Source organism: Rubrivivax gelatinosus, from assembly GCF_016583785.1.
Classification (GTDB): Bacteria; Pseudomonadota; Gammaproteobacteria; order Burkholderiales; family Burkholderiaceae_C; genus Rubrivivax; species Rubrivivax gelatinosus_B.
In genome coordinates this window covers 1-14115 of sequence record NZ_NRRU01000011.1, presented here as the reverse complement: position 1 = coordinate 14115, position 14115 = coordinate 1, and the positions used below count along the sequence as shown (strand labels likewise).

The 14115-nt window shown below is 70.5% G+C and carries 9 protein-coding genes and 1 pseudogene; 4 read left to right on the top strand and 6 right to left on the bottom strand.

All coding sequences use genetic code 11. From position 1 onward, the window contains the following. Nucleotides 1-187: 187 nt before the first annotated feature. Nucleotides 188-1081 carry an SHOCT domain-containing protein gene (locus tag CKO43_RS04605; RefSeq protein ID WP_200230225.1) on the top strand — a complete coding sequence of 298 codons (894 nt, stop codon included), beginning with the start codon at nt 188-190 and terminating at the stop codon, nt 1079-1081. A 39-nt stretch (nt 1082-1120) separates the two neighbouring features. Here the strand turns inward: CKO43_RS04605 and CKO43_RS04600 are convergent, their stop codons facing one another. After that, nucleotides 1121-2725, bottom strand: coding sequence for an alpha-amylase family glycosyl hydrolase (locus tag CKO43_RS04600; RefSeq protein ID WP_200377970.1), 1605 nt, complete (start codon nt 2723-2725; stop codon nt 1121-1123). Between the two features lie 173 nt (nt 2726-2898). Between CKO43_RS04600 and CKO43_RS04595 the strand changes: the two genes are divergently transcribed. After that, nucleotides 2899-6426, top strand: coding sequence for an alpha-1,6-glucosidase domain-containing protein (locus tag CKO43_RS04595; RefSeq protein ID WP_200377969.1), 3528 nt, complete (start codon nt 2899-2901; stop codon nt 6424-6426). A gap of 85 nt (nt 6427-6511) precedes the next feature. Next, nucleotides 6512-8539 carry an ATP-dependent helicase gene (locus CKO43_RS04590; protein WP_200377968.1) on the top strand — a complete coding sequence of 676 codons (2028 nt, stop codon included), beginning with the start codon at nt 6512-6514 and terminating at the stop codon, nt 8537-8539. On the opposite strand, the gene CKO43_RS04585 is transcribed toward CKO43_RS04590, so the two are convergent. The 4 genes from CKO43_RS04585 to nhaR all read right to left on the bottom strand — a co-directional run bounded on the left by CKO43_RS04585 (nt 8536) and on the right by nhaR (nt 12546). Continuing rightward, the gene (locus CKO43_RS04585; RefSeq protein WP_346014463.1) at nt 8536-9066 is read right to left on the bottom strand and encodes a redoxin family protein; all 531 of its coding nucleotides are present in this window, start codon (nt 9064-9066) and stop codon (nt 8536-8538) included. The genes CKO43_RS04590 and CKO43_RS04585 overlap by 4 nt on opposite strands. A gap of 2 nt (nt 9067-9068) precedes the next feature. Then, entirely contained in the window at nt 9069-9905 is an 837-nt protein-coding gene (locus tag CKO43_RS04580) for a LytR/AlgR family response regulator transcription factor (RefSeq protein ID WP_200230234.1), read from the bottom strand. Nucleotides 9906-9930: 25 nt separating this feature from the next. Next, nucleotides 9931-11376, bottom strand: a complete 1446-nt coding sequence (locus tag CKO43_RS04575; protein WP_200377967.1) for a sensor histidine kinase — start codon at nt 11374-11376, stop codon at nt 9931-9933. Between the two features lie 279 nt (nt 11377-11655). Beyond that, on the bottom strand, nt 11656-12546 hold the full coding sequence (nhaR, locus tag CKO43_RS04570; RefSeq protein WP_200230236.1) for a transcriptional activator NhaR: 891 nt from the start codon (nt 12544-12546) through the stop codon (nt 11656-11658). Between the two features lie 98 nt (nt 12547-12644). Between nhaR and CKO43_RS04565 the strand changes: the two genes are divergently transcribed. Then, a complete protein-coding gene (locus tag CKO43_RS04565; RefSeq protein WP_200230237.1) occupies nt 12645-13145 on the top strand; it encodes an Rrf2 family transcriptional regulator in 501 nt (166 codons plus the stop codon). A 34-nt stretch (nt 13146-13179) separates the two neighbouring features. Here the strand turns inward: CKO43_RS04565 and CKO43_RS04560 are convergent. Next, a pseudogene (locus CKO43_RS04560) lies at nt 13180-14001 on the bottom strand (TRAP transporter large permease subunit); the annotation flags it as partial. Nucleotides 14002-14115 lie beyond the last annotated feature (114 nt).

Sequence of the window (14115 nt, the reverse complement as noted above, 5' to 3'; positions counted from 1 at the left end):
ATGAAACCGGGTTTACTCTATTGGTTGGCTATGTCAATCGTTGTGAATCAAGCACTTAGCGTTCAGTCGCTGTTGCTGATGTAGGATTGTTACGGCGGCTGGGCCGAGCCCGCAGCTACGGTGGCCTGTTGGCGACCGCCGGCTGCGGCGCAACGGCCCGCCATGTCCTGCCATGAGGAGGGTTTCGATGCGTGCCTTTCCGTCCGGCGCCTGGCGTCCGGTGTCCTGCGCGGCCGTGCTGGCCTGCGCTGCCTCGATCGCGTTCGCGCAATCGCCCACCGGGCGCGCCGAACGTTTCCTGCCCGACAGCAGCGCGGGCCGCGTCGTTTCGACCGTCTACGCCGACGCGCACGACTTCGTGCGCATCGAGCGCGCCGAGCCCGGTGCAGCACCGTCGCTGCACCCGGCGGTGGTCTCGAGCGAGCAGCTGCGCGCGGCGCTGTCGCCGCTGCGCAACGCCGCCAAGGACGACGAACTGTTCAGCGAAGACGAGCTGAAGACGCTGGTGCCGGCGCTGGTGAAGGCGCTGGCGCAGGCCGAACCTGGCCAGGACGTCGCGTTCGCGGTCACCGGCCGTCACGGCGGTTTCGGGCCGCTGGTGCCGCGCACCGTGACCACCGGGCGTGTGTTCCGCAGCGCCGACGGTCTGCAACTGATCGCCGGCATGGTCTGGGCCCAGTTCGAAGGCCAGTTCCGCGCCACCGGCGTCCGCATCGCGTTCGAACCCGGCCACCGTGCGGCGCCGGTGGACGCCGGCGTTCGCATCGCCGCGCCGAACGGCCGCAACGTGCGCTCCGACTGGGTCTCGGTGCTGGTCGCGCCGCCAGCGGTGGCGGCTCCGGCCGTGCCGGCTGCGGTGCCGGCGGCACCGGGCAAGGCCGGCGCGCCCGCAGCACCGGCTGCCACCGCGGCCCCGGTGGCGCCGGCCGCGGTGGCGCCGGCGCCGCAGCGCCCGCGAGATGCCGGCTTCTTCGAGGAGCAGGAGCAACGCCTGCGCACCCTGAAGCGCCTGCACGACAGCGGCCTGATCACCGACGAGGAATACCGGCAGAAGCGCTACGAGGTGCTGCAGCAGCTCTGACCGGCGCGGCCGGCGCGAGCCGGCCGCCATCGCTGCCGCTCAGCGCAGGTCGAAGACGCGCACCGAGCGTGCGGCCATCGTGATCGAGGCCTGGCCGGCGGCGCTGGCCGTCGTGCCGCTGCTGCCGCTCGGGTACAGGCTGGCGAGCGTCGCACTCGCCGGCAAGCCGGTGACGGTGGCGGTCGCGCTGGTGCTGCCGTAGTTCAGCACCACCAGCGTGCGCTCGCTGCCCTGCGTGCGCTGGAAGCTCAGCAGCGTGCCGCTGGCCGCCGGCTGCAGGTAGTCGCCGGCCGAGATCGACGGCCGCGCGCTACGCAGCGCCAGCATCGTCTTGTAGAAACCCAGCAGCGAGTCGGCGTCGGCCTCTTCGGCGGCGACGTTGTAGCTCGCGACGTTGGCCGCCTTCGCGCGGTAGGGCGTGCCGCTCGTGAAGCCGCCGGCGGCCGTCCAGCTCATCGGCGTGCGCAGCTTGGGGTCGCCGCTCAGCGACGAAGCCCCGGCCATGCCGATCTCCTCGCCGTAGTAGACGAACGGGATGCCGGGCTGCAGCAGGTAGGTCGCGGCGGCGAGCTTGTACTGGGCGAGGTTGCCTGCGAGCTGGTCGTATGGCCGCTCGCCGGCGAAGCTGTCGTGGTTGGACAGGAAGTTCGCCGCGCCGGCCGGCGCCGTGCTCGGGTAGGCGGCGACGGCGGCGATCGCCGCCGTGTCGCCTTGCGCCGCGGCGATCAGATCGCTCTGGTGGCCGAAGGCGAAGGCGCTGCCGCAGCTGGCGGCGTAGCCGGCCGGGTCGCTCGGGCCTTCGCAGACCATGTAGCGCTTGGCGTAGCCGCCGACGAGGCTGCGCACCGCGGCCATCAGCACATGGTTCTGCGGCTGGTTCTCCCAGGCCGAGGCGCCGTTTTCGACCAGGTTGCCCACGGCGTCGAAACGGAAGCCGTCGACGCCGCGGTTCAGCCAGAAGCGCAGGTTGTCGTGGTGCCAGGCGACGACGGCGGCGTTCGTCAGGTTGAAGTCGGGCATCTGGTCCCAGAACGGCGCGTAGTACCAGTCGCTGCGGTAGGCGCGCCACGGGTCGCTGCCGTAGATGCTCCAACCGCTGGGTTGCGAGCTTTGCCAGACGTACCAGCTGCGGAAGTTGTTGGACGCACCCGCGCGGGAGTTCAGGAAGGCCGGGTGCTCGGCGGCGCTGTGGTTCATCACGTAGTCGACGATGACACCCAGCCCGCGTGCGTGCGCCGCCGCAACCAGCGCGTCCAGGTCGGCGAGGCTGCCGTAGTCGCTCTCGACGGCGCGGTAGTCCTTCACCGCGTAGCCGTGGTCCTGGTCCTGGCTGGCGGTGATCGGCATCAGCCAGATGCCGCCGACGCCCAGCGCCTTCAGGTAGTCCAGGCGCGAGATCAGGCCCTGCAGGTCGCCCTTGCCGTCGCCGTCGCTGTCCTGGTAGCTGCGCACGAAGATCTGGGCGATGCCGCGGCGCTGCCAGCCCTCGGCGAGCACGCTGCCCGGGTCGGCGGCGGCGACGCTGCTGGTGTCGACGGAGGGCAGCGCGGCGCCGCTGCCGCCTCCACCCCCGCCGCAGGCGATCAACGAAGCCGCCGCAGCGGCGATGGCGAGAAGTCGGACGGCGCGGGCTGAACTGTGCATGGTCGATTGCGGACGATGAAGCGCTTGCGACTGTAGTCCCACTACACCCCCGGTTCACATGGCCGGCACACCGGGTTAGCTCGGGTCACCGTCGCATGCCGTCTCAATAGCATCGGCACCCCCGGCGATGACGGTCTGCCGCCGGAGGCTCCGGCCGTCAGAGGAGACAAGACATGAATGGATCGTGGCAGGCGCTGCGGCGCTGGTGGCTGCTCGCTATTACCTCGGTGATGCTGGCTATCGTGCCGGGTTGCGGCGGCGACGGCGGCGGTGACCAGGACCTGTCGGTGGGCGACGCCACCGACCTCAAGCAAGTGCTCGCGGCGGTGCCTGCCGACACCGGCGGCGAGCCGGTCACGGTGCGCCTGCACTACAGCCGCCCGGACGCCAACTACGCCGGCTGGACGCTGTATGTTTACAACGCGCCGGGCGAAGCGCTGGGCGGCTGGCCCGGTCGCGCGCCCGACGGCGTCGACACCGCCGGCAGCTACTGGGATGTGCCGGTCGCGGCCTCGGCCTTCAACTTCATCATCGTCAAGGGCGGTGGCTCGGAGCGTGAGCCCTCGGGCTGGTCGGGCGCCAACGGCGACCAGCAGCAGTACTGGTCGCTGGCCGAAGGCACGGCGATCTACAAGCTCGCCAGCGACCCGACGAACTACGCCCGCAACCCCGTCGGCGCCAGCGCGCCCGACCTGGACACGGTGCGCGTGCACTACCGCCGCTACGACGGCGGCTACACGAACTGGGGCCTGCACCTGTGGAGCGGCAGCGGTCTGGACGTCTCGCGCCTGCCCGGCGTGACGATCAGCGACTGGCAGGCCGCCGTCGCCTTCGATGCGATGCCTGGCTATACCGCCGGCGACGGCGAGATCGTTTTCGACACCCCCGTGCTGAACCCGAAAGACGACGCCGCACGCACCGTGCTCGAGTTCATCATCCACGGCCGCCCGCCGGGCGGCTCGCCCGACGACAAGGACGGCCGCGACGCCAACATCGCCGTCAACTATGCGACGCTCGCGGCCACCGCCGGTGTAGCCGAGGTCTGGCTGGTCGAAGGCGACGCCACCGTCTACACCGCGCCGCCCGACCTGCGCCAGGCCTCGACGCGCGACGCGCGCGCCTACTGGCTGACACGCGCCCTGATCCAGGCGCCGCGCTGGGACGCCACCGGCGTCTTCAAGCTCTATTACGCCTCGCGCGGCCAGATCCAGGCGCCGCGCGGCGGCAAGGCGAGCGGCGCCGACGGCGCGCTGACGCTGGAGGTGTCGACCGCCGAACTCGACGCCGCCGTCGCCGAACGTTTCAAGTTCGTCGCCCCCGGCGTGCGCCTGGCCGTGCGCAGCGCCGACCAGGCCCGCATCGGCGAGCTGCTCAAGCGCCAGCTGGTGCTGGTGCAGGAGACGGCCGACGGCGAGGTGCGCAACGCGACGACGGCGCAGCTGCCCGGCGCGCTCGACGACCTGTACGCGGCGGCCGCCGATGCCGGCGACCTGGGCGTGACGCCGAGCGCCGAGCGCAGCGTCTTCAAGCTCTGGGCGCCGACGGCGCAGAAGGTCTCGGTCGCGATCTACGACAGCGCCACCGGCCCGACAGTGGCGCTGGAGGACGCCAGCTTCGACGCCGCCACCGGCGTCTGGCGCGCCGAACGCAGCGGCGACCTGTCGGGCCGCTACTACCGCTGGGTCGTCGAGGTCTTCGTGCGTGGCGTCGGTGTCGTGCGCCAGCTCGTCACCGACCCGTATTCGGTCAGCCTGTCGGCCGACTCCAGACGCAGCTACATCGCCAGCCTGTCGGCCGCTGCGCTGAAACCCGCCGGCTGGGACGGCCACACGCGCCCGGCCGCGCTGGCTGCCGCGCCCGACATGTCGATCTATGAATTGCACCTGCGCGACTTCTCGGCCAACGACGCCACCGTGCCCGAGGCGCACCGCGGCAAGTACCTGGCCTTCACCGACACCGGCTCCAACGGCATGCGCCACCTGTCGGCGCTGGCCGGCGCCGGGCTGACCGACGTGCACCTGCTGCCGGTGTTCGACATCGCCACCGTGCCCGAGACCGGCTGCGTGACGCCCAGCATCTCCGGCGCGCCCGACAGCAGCGCGCAGCAGGCCGCCGTCGGCGCGGTCAAGGCCGAAGACTGCTTCAACTGGGGCTACGACCCCTTCCACTTCAACGCGCCCGAAGGCAGCTATGCCAGCGACGCCCAGGACGGCGCGGCGCGTGTGCGCGAGTTCCGCTCGATGGTGATGGCGCTGCACGCGGCCGGGCTGCGCGTCGGCATGGACGTCGTCTACAACCACACGACGGCCGCCGGCCAGAACGACAAGGCGGTGCTCGACCGCGTCGTGCCCGGCTACTACCAGCGCCTGAACGCGGCCGGCGATCTCGAGACCTCGACCTGCTGCGCCAACACCGCGACCGAAAACCTGATGATGGGCAAGCTGATGCTCGACTCGGTCGTGCTGTGGGCGACCCAGTACGGCATCGACTCGTTCCGCTTCGACCTGATGGGCCACCAGCCGCGCGCGACGATGCAGCGGCTGCAGACGGCGGTCGACGCCGCCACCGGCCGCCACGTCGATCTGGTCGGCGAAGGCTGGAACTTCGGTGAGGTCGCCGATGGCGCCCGTTTCGTCCAGGCCTCGCAGCTGTCGCTGAACGGCTCGGGCATCGCGACCTTCAGCGACCGGGCGCGCGACGCGGTGCGCGGCGGCAGCCCCTTCGACTCGGGCGACGCGCTGGTGGCGAACCAGGGCTACGTCAACGGCCTGTATTACGACCCGAACGCACTCGGTGGTGCCAAGACCTCGACCGACCTGCTGCGTGCCGCCGACCTGGTGCGGGTCGGGCTCGCGGGCTCGATCCGCGACTACACGCTGCGCACCTACAGCGGCGACCTGCGCGAGCTGCAGGCGATCGACTACAACGGCCAGCCGGCGGGTTACGTCAGCCAGCCGGGCGAAGTCGTCAACTACGTGGAGAACCACGACAACCAGACGCTGTTCGACGTCGACGTCTACAAGCTGCCGCTGGCCACCAGCGCCGAAGACCGCGCCCGGGTGCAGATGCTGGCCGCTGCGGTCAACGTCTTCAGCCAGGGCATCGCCTACTTCCACGCCGGCATCGACACGCTGCGCAGCAAGTCGCTGGACCGCAACAGCTTCGACTCGGGCGACTGGTTCAACAAGTTGGACTGGAGTTATGCGAGCAACAACTTCGGCGTCGGTCTGCCGCCCGAAGGCGACAACGGCGTCAACTGGGACCTGATGCGGCCGCTGCTCGCCGACACCGACTTGCTGCCGCCGCCGGCGCAGATCGCCTGGACACGCGACGCCTTCCGCGACCTGCTGCGCATCCGCGCCAGCTCGACCTTGTTCCGGCTGCGCAGCGCCGCCGACGTCAAGGCGCGGCTGGTGTTCCGCAACACCGGCGCGTCGCAGCTGCCGACGGTGCTGGTCGGCCACCTCGACGGCAGCGGCTATGCCGGCGCGCGTTTCGCCGAGCTGCTGTACTTCGTCAACGTCGACGACGAAGCGCGCACGCTGACCATTCCCGAGGACGCCGGCAAGTCCTGGGTGCTGCACCCGGTGCACCGGGCCGCCGATGCCGCCGACACCCGCGCCGCGACGGCGGCCAGCGACAACACCAACGGCCGCTTCACGCTGCCGGCACGCAGCGCGGTGGTCTTCGTCGTCGAGTGAGCCGCGGCCCGGGGGCACCCGGGCACCCGGGCCACGTGGCGGGGCGCTTGGGCCTATGATCCGCGCCCCTCCCGACGAACCCTCCATGGCCGAAGCCCCCGCGACGCTCAACCCTGCCCAGCTGGCCGCCGTCCACCACCTGGAAGGGCCCTGCCTGGTGCTGGCCGGCGCCGGCTCGGGCAAGACGCGCGTCATCGTGCACAAGATCGCGCGCCTGCTGCAGGCCGGGCTGGAGCCGCGCCAGATCGCGGCGATCACGTTCACGAACAAGGCCGCCGCCGAGATGCGTGAGCGCGCCAAGCAGCTGGTCGGCGGCCGCGCCGCCAAGGAGCTGGCGATCAGCACCTTCCACTCGCTGGGCGTGCGCCTGTTGAAGACCGACGGCTCGCGCCTGGGGCTCAAGGAGCAGTTCTCGATCTTCGACAGCGACGACGTGCTGGGCGTGCTGCGCGAGGCCGGCGGCTGCAACGACAACGCCATCGCCCGCCGCTGGCAGTGGACGATCAGCCTCTGGAAGAACCAGGGCCTGGACAGCGACGCCGCCGCGCTGGCCGCGGCCGACGACGACGAGCGCATCGCCGCCGTCGTGATGAAGCGCTACGAGGAGCGTCTGGCCGCCTTCCAGGCGGTCGACTTCGACGACCTGATCTCGCTGCCGCTCAAACTGCTGGCGCGCGACGCCGAGGCGCGCGAGAAGTGGCAGGGCACCTTCCGCCACATCCTGGTCGACGAGTACCAGGACACGAACGCGGTGCAGTACGACCTGCTGAAGGCGCTGGTCGGCGAACACACCCCGTTCACCGCGGTGGGCGACGACGACCAGAGCATCTACGGCTGGCGCGGCGCGACGATCGAGAACCTGAAGCGCCTGCCGCAGGACTTCCCGCGGCTCAAGGTCATCCCGCTGGAGCAGAACTACCGCTCCACCGGCAACATCCTGCGCGCGGCCAACAACGTCATCGCCCAGAACCCCAAGATCTACGAGAAGAAGCTCTGGAGCGAGTTCGGCGACGGCGAGCCGGTGCGCCTGCTGGAGTGCGACAGCGAGGAGCACGAGGCCGAACGTGCGGTCGCGCGCATCCAGGCGATGCGCGGCGACGACGCGCGCGTCGCCTGGTCCGATTTCGCCATCCTCTACCGCGCCAACCACCTGGCGCGTGTCTTCGAGAAGAAGCTGCGCCAGGCGCAGATCCCGTACAAGGTCTCCGGCGGCCAGAGTTATTTCGACCGCGCCGAGATCAAGGACCTGTGCGGCTGGCTGCGGCTGCTGGTGAACCCCGACGACGACCCTGCCTTCCTGCGCGCGGTGACGACGCCCAAACGCGGCATCGGCCACCAGACGCTGGCCTCGCTGGGCGAGTTCGCCGGCAAGTGGAAGACCAGCCTGTTCGAGGCGCTGTTCTCGCCGACGCTGGCGACTTCGCTCAAGGGCAAGGCGATCGACTCGCTGCACGAATTCGGCCGCTACGTGAACGACCTCGAGGAACGCGCCAAACACGCGCGTGGTGCCGAGGACGCGAAGGCGCTGATGCTCGGTTTCCTGAAGGACATCGGCTACGAGCAGCACCTGTACGACGGCGAGGAGAGCGAGAAGCTCGCCGCCTCGCGCTGGAGCAACGTGCTCGACTTCGTCGACTGGATCGCGCGCCGCGCCGGCGGCGACGAGGACCGGCCCGAGCAGACGGTGCTGGAGGTGGCGCAGACCATCGCCGTCATCATGAGCCTGGCCGAACGCAGCGAAGACCAGGACGTGGTCACGCTGTCGACGCTGCACGCGTCCAAGGGCCTGGAGTGGCCGCACGTCGTGCTCGCCGGCGTCAACGAAGGCCTGCTGCCCTTCCGCGCCGGCGAGGAGGAGATGACGCCCGAGCGCCTGGAAGAGGAGCGGCGGCTGATGTACGTCGGCATCACGCGCGCGCGGCGCACGCTGGTCGTCAGCACGCTGCGCCGGCGCAAGAAGGGGCGCGAGCTGGTCGCCGCGGTGCCCAGCCGCTTCATCACCGAGATGAAGCTGAACGAATCCACGGGCCGCGAGGACCCGCGCGAGCGCCTGGCCAAGCTGCGCGCCGCGCTGGCCGCCAAGGCTTCGGCGCCGGCACCGAGCGCGGACTAGGCGCCCAGTTCCTTCAGCAACGGCCTGAGCCAGGTGTCGAGGTCGGCCGCGCGCAGCGCGCCGATACGGCGCAGGCGCACGCGGCCGGCGGCGTCGACGACGAAGGTGGCCGGCACGCCCGGCAGCCGCCAGGGCGCGGCCAGCGCGCCGTCGGCGTCTTCCAGCACGACCTGGTACGGGTTGCCCTGGCGCGCCAGCCAGCCGCGGGCGGCCTCGCGGCGGTCCTGGTGCGCGACGCCCACCAGGCTCAGCCGGCGCTCGGCCGCCAGGGCGACGAGCAACGGGTGCTCGTCGCGGCAGGGTGCGCACCACGAGGCCCAGAAGTTCAGCAGCCAGGGCCGGCCGGCGAGGGACAACGACGACCAGGCGAGCGCCGGATCGTCCAGCCGCGGCCCGGCCAGCGGCGGCGCGGGCTCGTCGACGAGCGGCGAGGGCCCGGCCGGGCCGAAGCGCCGCATCAGCTCGCCGGCGCCGACCGCCAGCGCGGCCACGCCGGCGACCCCGAGCACCGCCCGGCGCGGCGTCACCGTCACATGCCCTTGAACAGGCCGGCGTAGCTGCGGCTGACTTCCAGTTTCTGCGGGCTGCCGCGCACGCTGACGATCTGGCGGCCGCGGAAGTCGCGCGTGACGCCCGAGATCGTGTTCACGTTGACCAGCGTGCTGCGGTGGATCTGCCAGAACTGGCGCGGGTCGAGCTCGTCGACCAGTTCCTTGATGGGCTTTCGGATCAGCGCCTCGACCTGCGCCGTCTGCACCCGGGTGTACTTCTCGTCGCTGACGAAGAACAGCACCTCCTGCACCGGGATCATCTGGATCGCGCTGCCGACGCCGGCCTGGATCCACTCCAGGTAACGCGGCGCGGCTGCGGGGTTGAGCTGCGCCGCCAGCTTGTGCAGCAACTGCTGCATGTTCGCTGCCGCCGGCGCCTCCTCGCCTTCGCCGCGCCGTGCCGCCAGCCGCCGGCGCAGGCGCTCGACGGTCAGCTGCAGGCGCTCGCGTTCGGCGGGTTTGAGCACGTAGTCGACGACGCCCTGCTCGAAGGCCTCGACCGCGTACTGGTCGTAAGCGGTGATGAAGACGATCTCGGGCAGCAGCTCGTCTTCGTCGCCGCCTTCGGCCGGCGCGAGCTGGGCGATGCGGCGTGCCGCGTCGACGCCGGTCAGCCCCGGCATGCGGATGTCGAGGAAGACGACGTCCGGCCGGTGCTGCTCGACGAGCTCGACCGCCTCGAGGCCGTTGCGGGCCTCGGCGACGACTTCGAGCTCGGGCCAGACCTCGGCCAGGCGCGCGCGCAGCTGCTCGCGCATCAGGCGCTCGTCGTCGGCGATGACGGCGCGCACGGGGGCGGGGGCGTTCGTGTTCATCGTGTTGTGCTGGGTGAGGGACGTTTCAGGCCGCGGCGCTGGCGCCGGCACCTTCGACCGGACGGTACGGTACCGTGATCGTGACGACCGTGCCGCTGGGCTGGTTCTCGCTCACCGTCAGCGTGCCCTTGTTGCCGTAGAGCAGCTGCAGGCGCTCGCGCACGTTGGCCAGGCCGACGCCGGTGCCGGCGGTCGCCGCCTTGCCGAAGCCCAGCCCGGTGTCGGCCACCGTCACCTGCAGCTTGCCGTGCACGACCTGGGCGCGCACCGTCAGCGTGCCGCCTTCGGCCTTGGGCTCGAGGCCGTGTTTGATCGCGTTCTCGACCAGGGTCTGGATCATCATCGGCGGGAACTCGGCCGACAGCAGGCCGTCGGGCACGTCGAGCACCGTCGTCAGCCGCTCCTCCATGCGTACCTTCAGGATCTCGAGGTAGGGGCGGATCACGCCGACCTCGCGCCCGAGTTCGCGCACGCCGCCGTCGCCGGTCTCGCGCATCGTCGGCATGCTGGCGCGCAGCAGCGCGATCAGGTTCTTCTGCATCTGGCTGGCGCGCGGCGGGTCGGTCTCGATCAGGTGGTCGATGGACGCCAGCGTGTTGAACAGGAAGTGCGGCTCGACCTGGGCCTGCATCGCCGCCATGCGCGCCTCGACGACCTGGCGGCGCAGCGCCTCGGCCTCGGCGGTCTCGGTCGCCTGCGCGGCCTTGGCCTCGGCCTGGATGCGGCCCTTGTAGGTCCCCTTGATCAGCGCCGAGCCCATGATCCACAGCAGCGCCAGGTCGCTCAGGAAGTCGCCCCAATGGATGCGCCGTATGCGGCGGCCGCCGCTGTCGATGACGATCTCCTCGTCTTCGGCGGCGGCCTCGCGGGCGGCGTCGGCGGCTTCGCGCGCCGCGTCGGCAGCGTCGCGCGCGGCCTGCTTCTGGTCCTCTATCGCTTCGCGGATCGCGTCGCGCGCATCGTTGATGGCTTCGCGTATCGCTTCGCGGTCGACGTTGGCCGGAACCGAGATCGTGATGCCGTCGGCGGCGACCGATGCCGCGGCCGAAGCCGCCTGCGCCGCCGAGGCCGCGGCCGAAGCCGCCTGCCCGGCGGGCTCCAGGTCCTTGGGCGTGATGCGGATGCCGTGTTCGTCGATGCGGATGTCGACCGCGCCGCCGGCCTTGCCGCCCGAGGCCGTCGGCGGCTGGGGCACGGTCTCCACCGGCGGCGCCGGCGGGGTCGGCGGCTGCACCGGCTTGCGCGTGCTGCGCGTCGGGCGGTCGTTTTCGATCGTCTCGGTCACGGTCCAGCGGAACGGCGGCATCTCCTCGAGGATGGACGCGGCCACCAGCAGCAGGATGGACAGGACGATGAAACGCTTCCAGCTGATGCCGACCAGCCAGTTGGCGTAGGCGTGGAAGGTGCGGATGGTGCCTTCCCTCAACCGGGGCCAGTCGAAGTTGGGGGTGCTGCGGGTGGCGGGATTCATGGTGGGATGCGGGGTTGCATCGACGATGGCGTCACTGTACGCAGGCACCGAAACGGGGCCAGGGCGGGGCGACACGCTGCGGGTGCGGCCGACAGGATGCGGCGATGTCCGACAAGACGAAGGGGAACTTTTACCCCGTGGGGGCCTTCTGTAGGAGAGATGCTTGCCGTGGATCTTCTTCAACCGCCGATGCCAGACCACCAACACCCCATTCCCGCCACCCCGCTTGCCGGTACGGATGCCGGGCTGCGCGGTGTTGGTGGGTGCTCGCTTGGTGGTTCAGGCCCCGAAAAGCTCACGCCGTGCCGCCTGCGTGATCGCGACCACACAAGGGTGGGTGAGCCGGCGTTCGACCGAGATCGCGTAGAACTCGGCGACGATCTCGTCGCTGCGGCCGAGCACGCGCACGCCGTCCTGCGCCACCAGTTCGGCTTCGAGCACGGTCGGCCACAGGAAGACGCCGCGGCCCGCGCGCCCGAAGGCCCGTGTCAGCGCTCCGTCGTCGAACTCGCCGACGACGCGCGGCGCGACGCCGTGGCGCGTCAGCCAGGCCTCGAGCAATTGCCGCAGCGGCGAGGCCGCGCCCGGCACCAGCATCGGCACGCCGTCCAGGCACCGCGGGAACTCGCCTTCGAGCGCCATCCCGGGCGCGGCGACGAAACTCGTCGGGCTGGTGCCCAGCGCGTGATTGAAGGCCTTGATGCTGATGCGGCTGGACAGCGGCTCGTCGGCGATCACCAGATCCAGCCTGTGCAGCGCCAACTGCGCCAGCAGTTCCGCATGTTTGCCTTCGTGGCAGACCATGCGCACCCGGTCGGGCAGCGCCAGCGCCGGCTCCAGCAGGTGGCAGGCGACGGACTTCGGCACCGAGTCGGCGATGCCGACCCGGAAGTCCAGCACCTTCTGGCCGTCGCGCGTCTCGCGCAGCGCCGCTTCGAGCGCGTTGCCGAGGGCGAATATCTCGTCGGCGTAACCCAGCGCGACGTGTCCGTCCTCGGTCAATTCGAGCCGCCGGCCGCTTTTGCGGAACAAACGGCGTCCCAGGCGGTCTTCCAGCAGCTTGATCTGCGCCGACAGCGTCTGCGGCGTCGTGTGCAGCTGTTCGCCCGCTTTCACGACGCCGCCCGCGCGGGCGGCAACCCAGAAGTAATGCAGGTGCTTGAAGTTCATGCTTCGAGTTTTACGAACGTAACTTCTTCGAATATCGCATTTACGCGAAGTGAATGCGGCTCTAGATTCTCCATCGGACCCAAGAAAGGAAACCTGCCATGCGCATGAGCACCCGGACCCGATTCGCCGTCAACGCCCTCGTCGACCTTGGCCTTCGCCAGCAGTCCGGCCCCGTCGCGCTGGCCGCGATCTGCGGCCGCCTGCAGGTGTCGCTGTCCTATATGGAACAGGTCTTCGCCCGTATGCGGCGCCAGGGGCTCGTCGAGAGCACCCGCGGCCCTGGCGGCGGCTACACGCTCGGCCGGCGCGCCGACGCGATCACGATCGCCGACATCGTCTCGGCGGTCGAGGACCGTCCGCCGGCGGCCACGGAGGCCACGCCCGGCCAGGCGCTGTGGACCGAACTGGACGCGGTCATGATGCAGCACATGTCGGGCATCACGCTCGAGTCGCTGCTCGAGGAACAGCGTGCCAAGGGCGTGGACATCGAGGTCGCGCCGCGCCGTCGTGCGCTGGCGATGCCGCGTCCGGCGCCGCGTGCGCTGACGACGCGCGCGCCGAACTCGGTGTTCGCGTTCGCACGCTCGCTCGCCGACTGAGACGGGGCGGGGCTCGCGGGCCCCGCCTCCTGCCTCAGCGGTACAGCACCTGCGGCAGCCACAGCCCGATCGCCGGGAAGTTGTAGAGCAGCACGATCGCCAGCACCTGGATCGCCATGAACGGCAGCATGCCGGCGAAGATCTGGTTCAGCGTCACGTGCGGCGGGCTCACGCCCTTCAGGTAGAAGGCGGCCATCGCCACCGGCGGTGACAGGAAGGCCGTCTGCAGGTTGAGTGCGACCAGCAGGCCGAAGAACAGCGGGTCGACGCCGAAGTTGTCCAGCAGCGGCACGAAGATGGGCATGAAGATCACGATGATCTCGGTCCACTCCAGCGGCCAGCCGAGGATGAAGATGATCACCTGCGACAGCAGCAGGAACTCGGTCTTCGTCAGGTTCATCGACAGCACCCAGTTCTCGACCAGTTCCTGCCCGCCCAGCAGGGCGAAGGCCGAGGAAAAGATCGCCGAGCCGACGAACAGCCAGCAGACCATCGCGCTGGTCTTGGCCGTCAGGAACACGCTCTCCTTGACGACGTTGAAGGTCAGCTGGCGGTAGGCCGCTGCCAGCAGCAGGCCACCGAGCGCTCCCACCGCGGCGGCTTCGGTCGGTGTCGCCAGGCCGAAGACGATGGAGCCCAGCACCGCCATGATCAGCACCATCAGCGGGAAGAACGAGCTCAGCAGCATCTTGAAGACCTCGAGCCGCTGGAAGCTGAGCAGGGCGTAGAAACCCAGCAGCGCGAACGCGCCGACGCCGACACCGATCCAGTAGCTGCGTGGAGCCGGCCGGCGCTCGGCCGCCACCGCCTCGGCTGCCGGGCCGCGCGCCTGGCCTGGCTCGGCCAGACCGTCGGCGGCCGAGCGCCGGCCGGCTCCACGCAGCTACTGGATCGGTGTCGGCGTCGGCGCGTTCGCGCTGCTGGGTTTCTACGCCCTGCTCAGCTTCCAGCGGCTCGAGGTCTTCAAGAT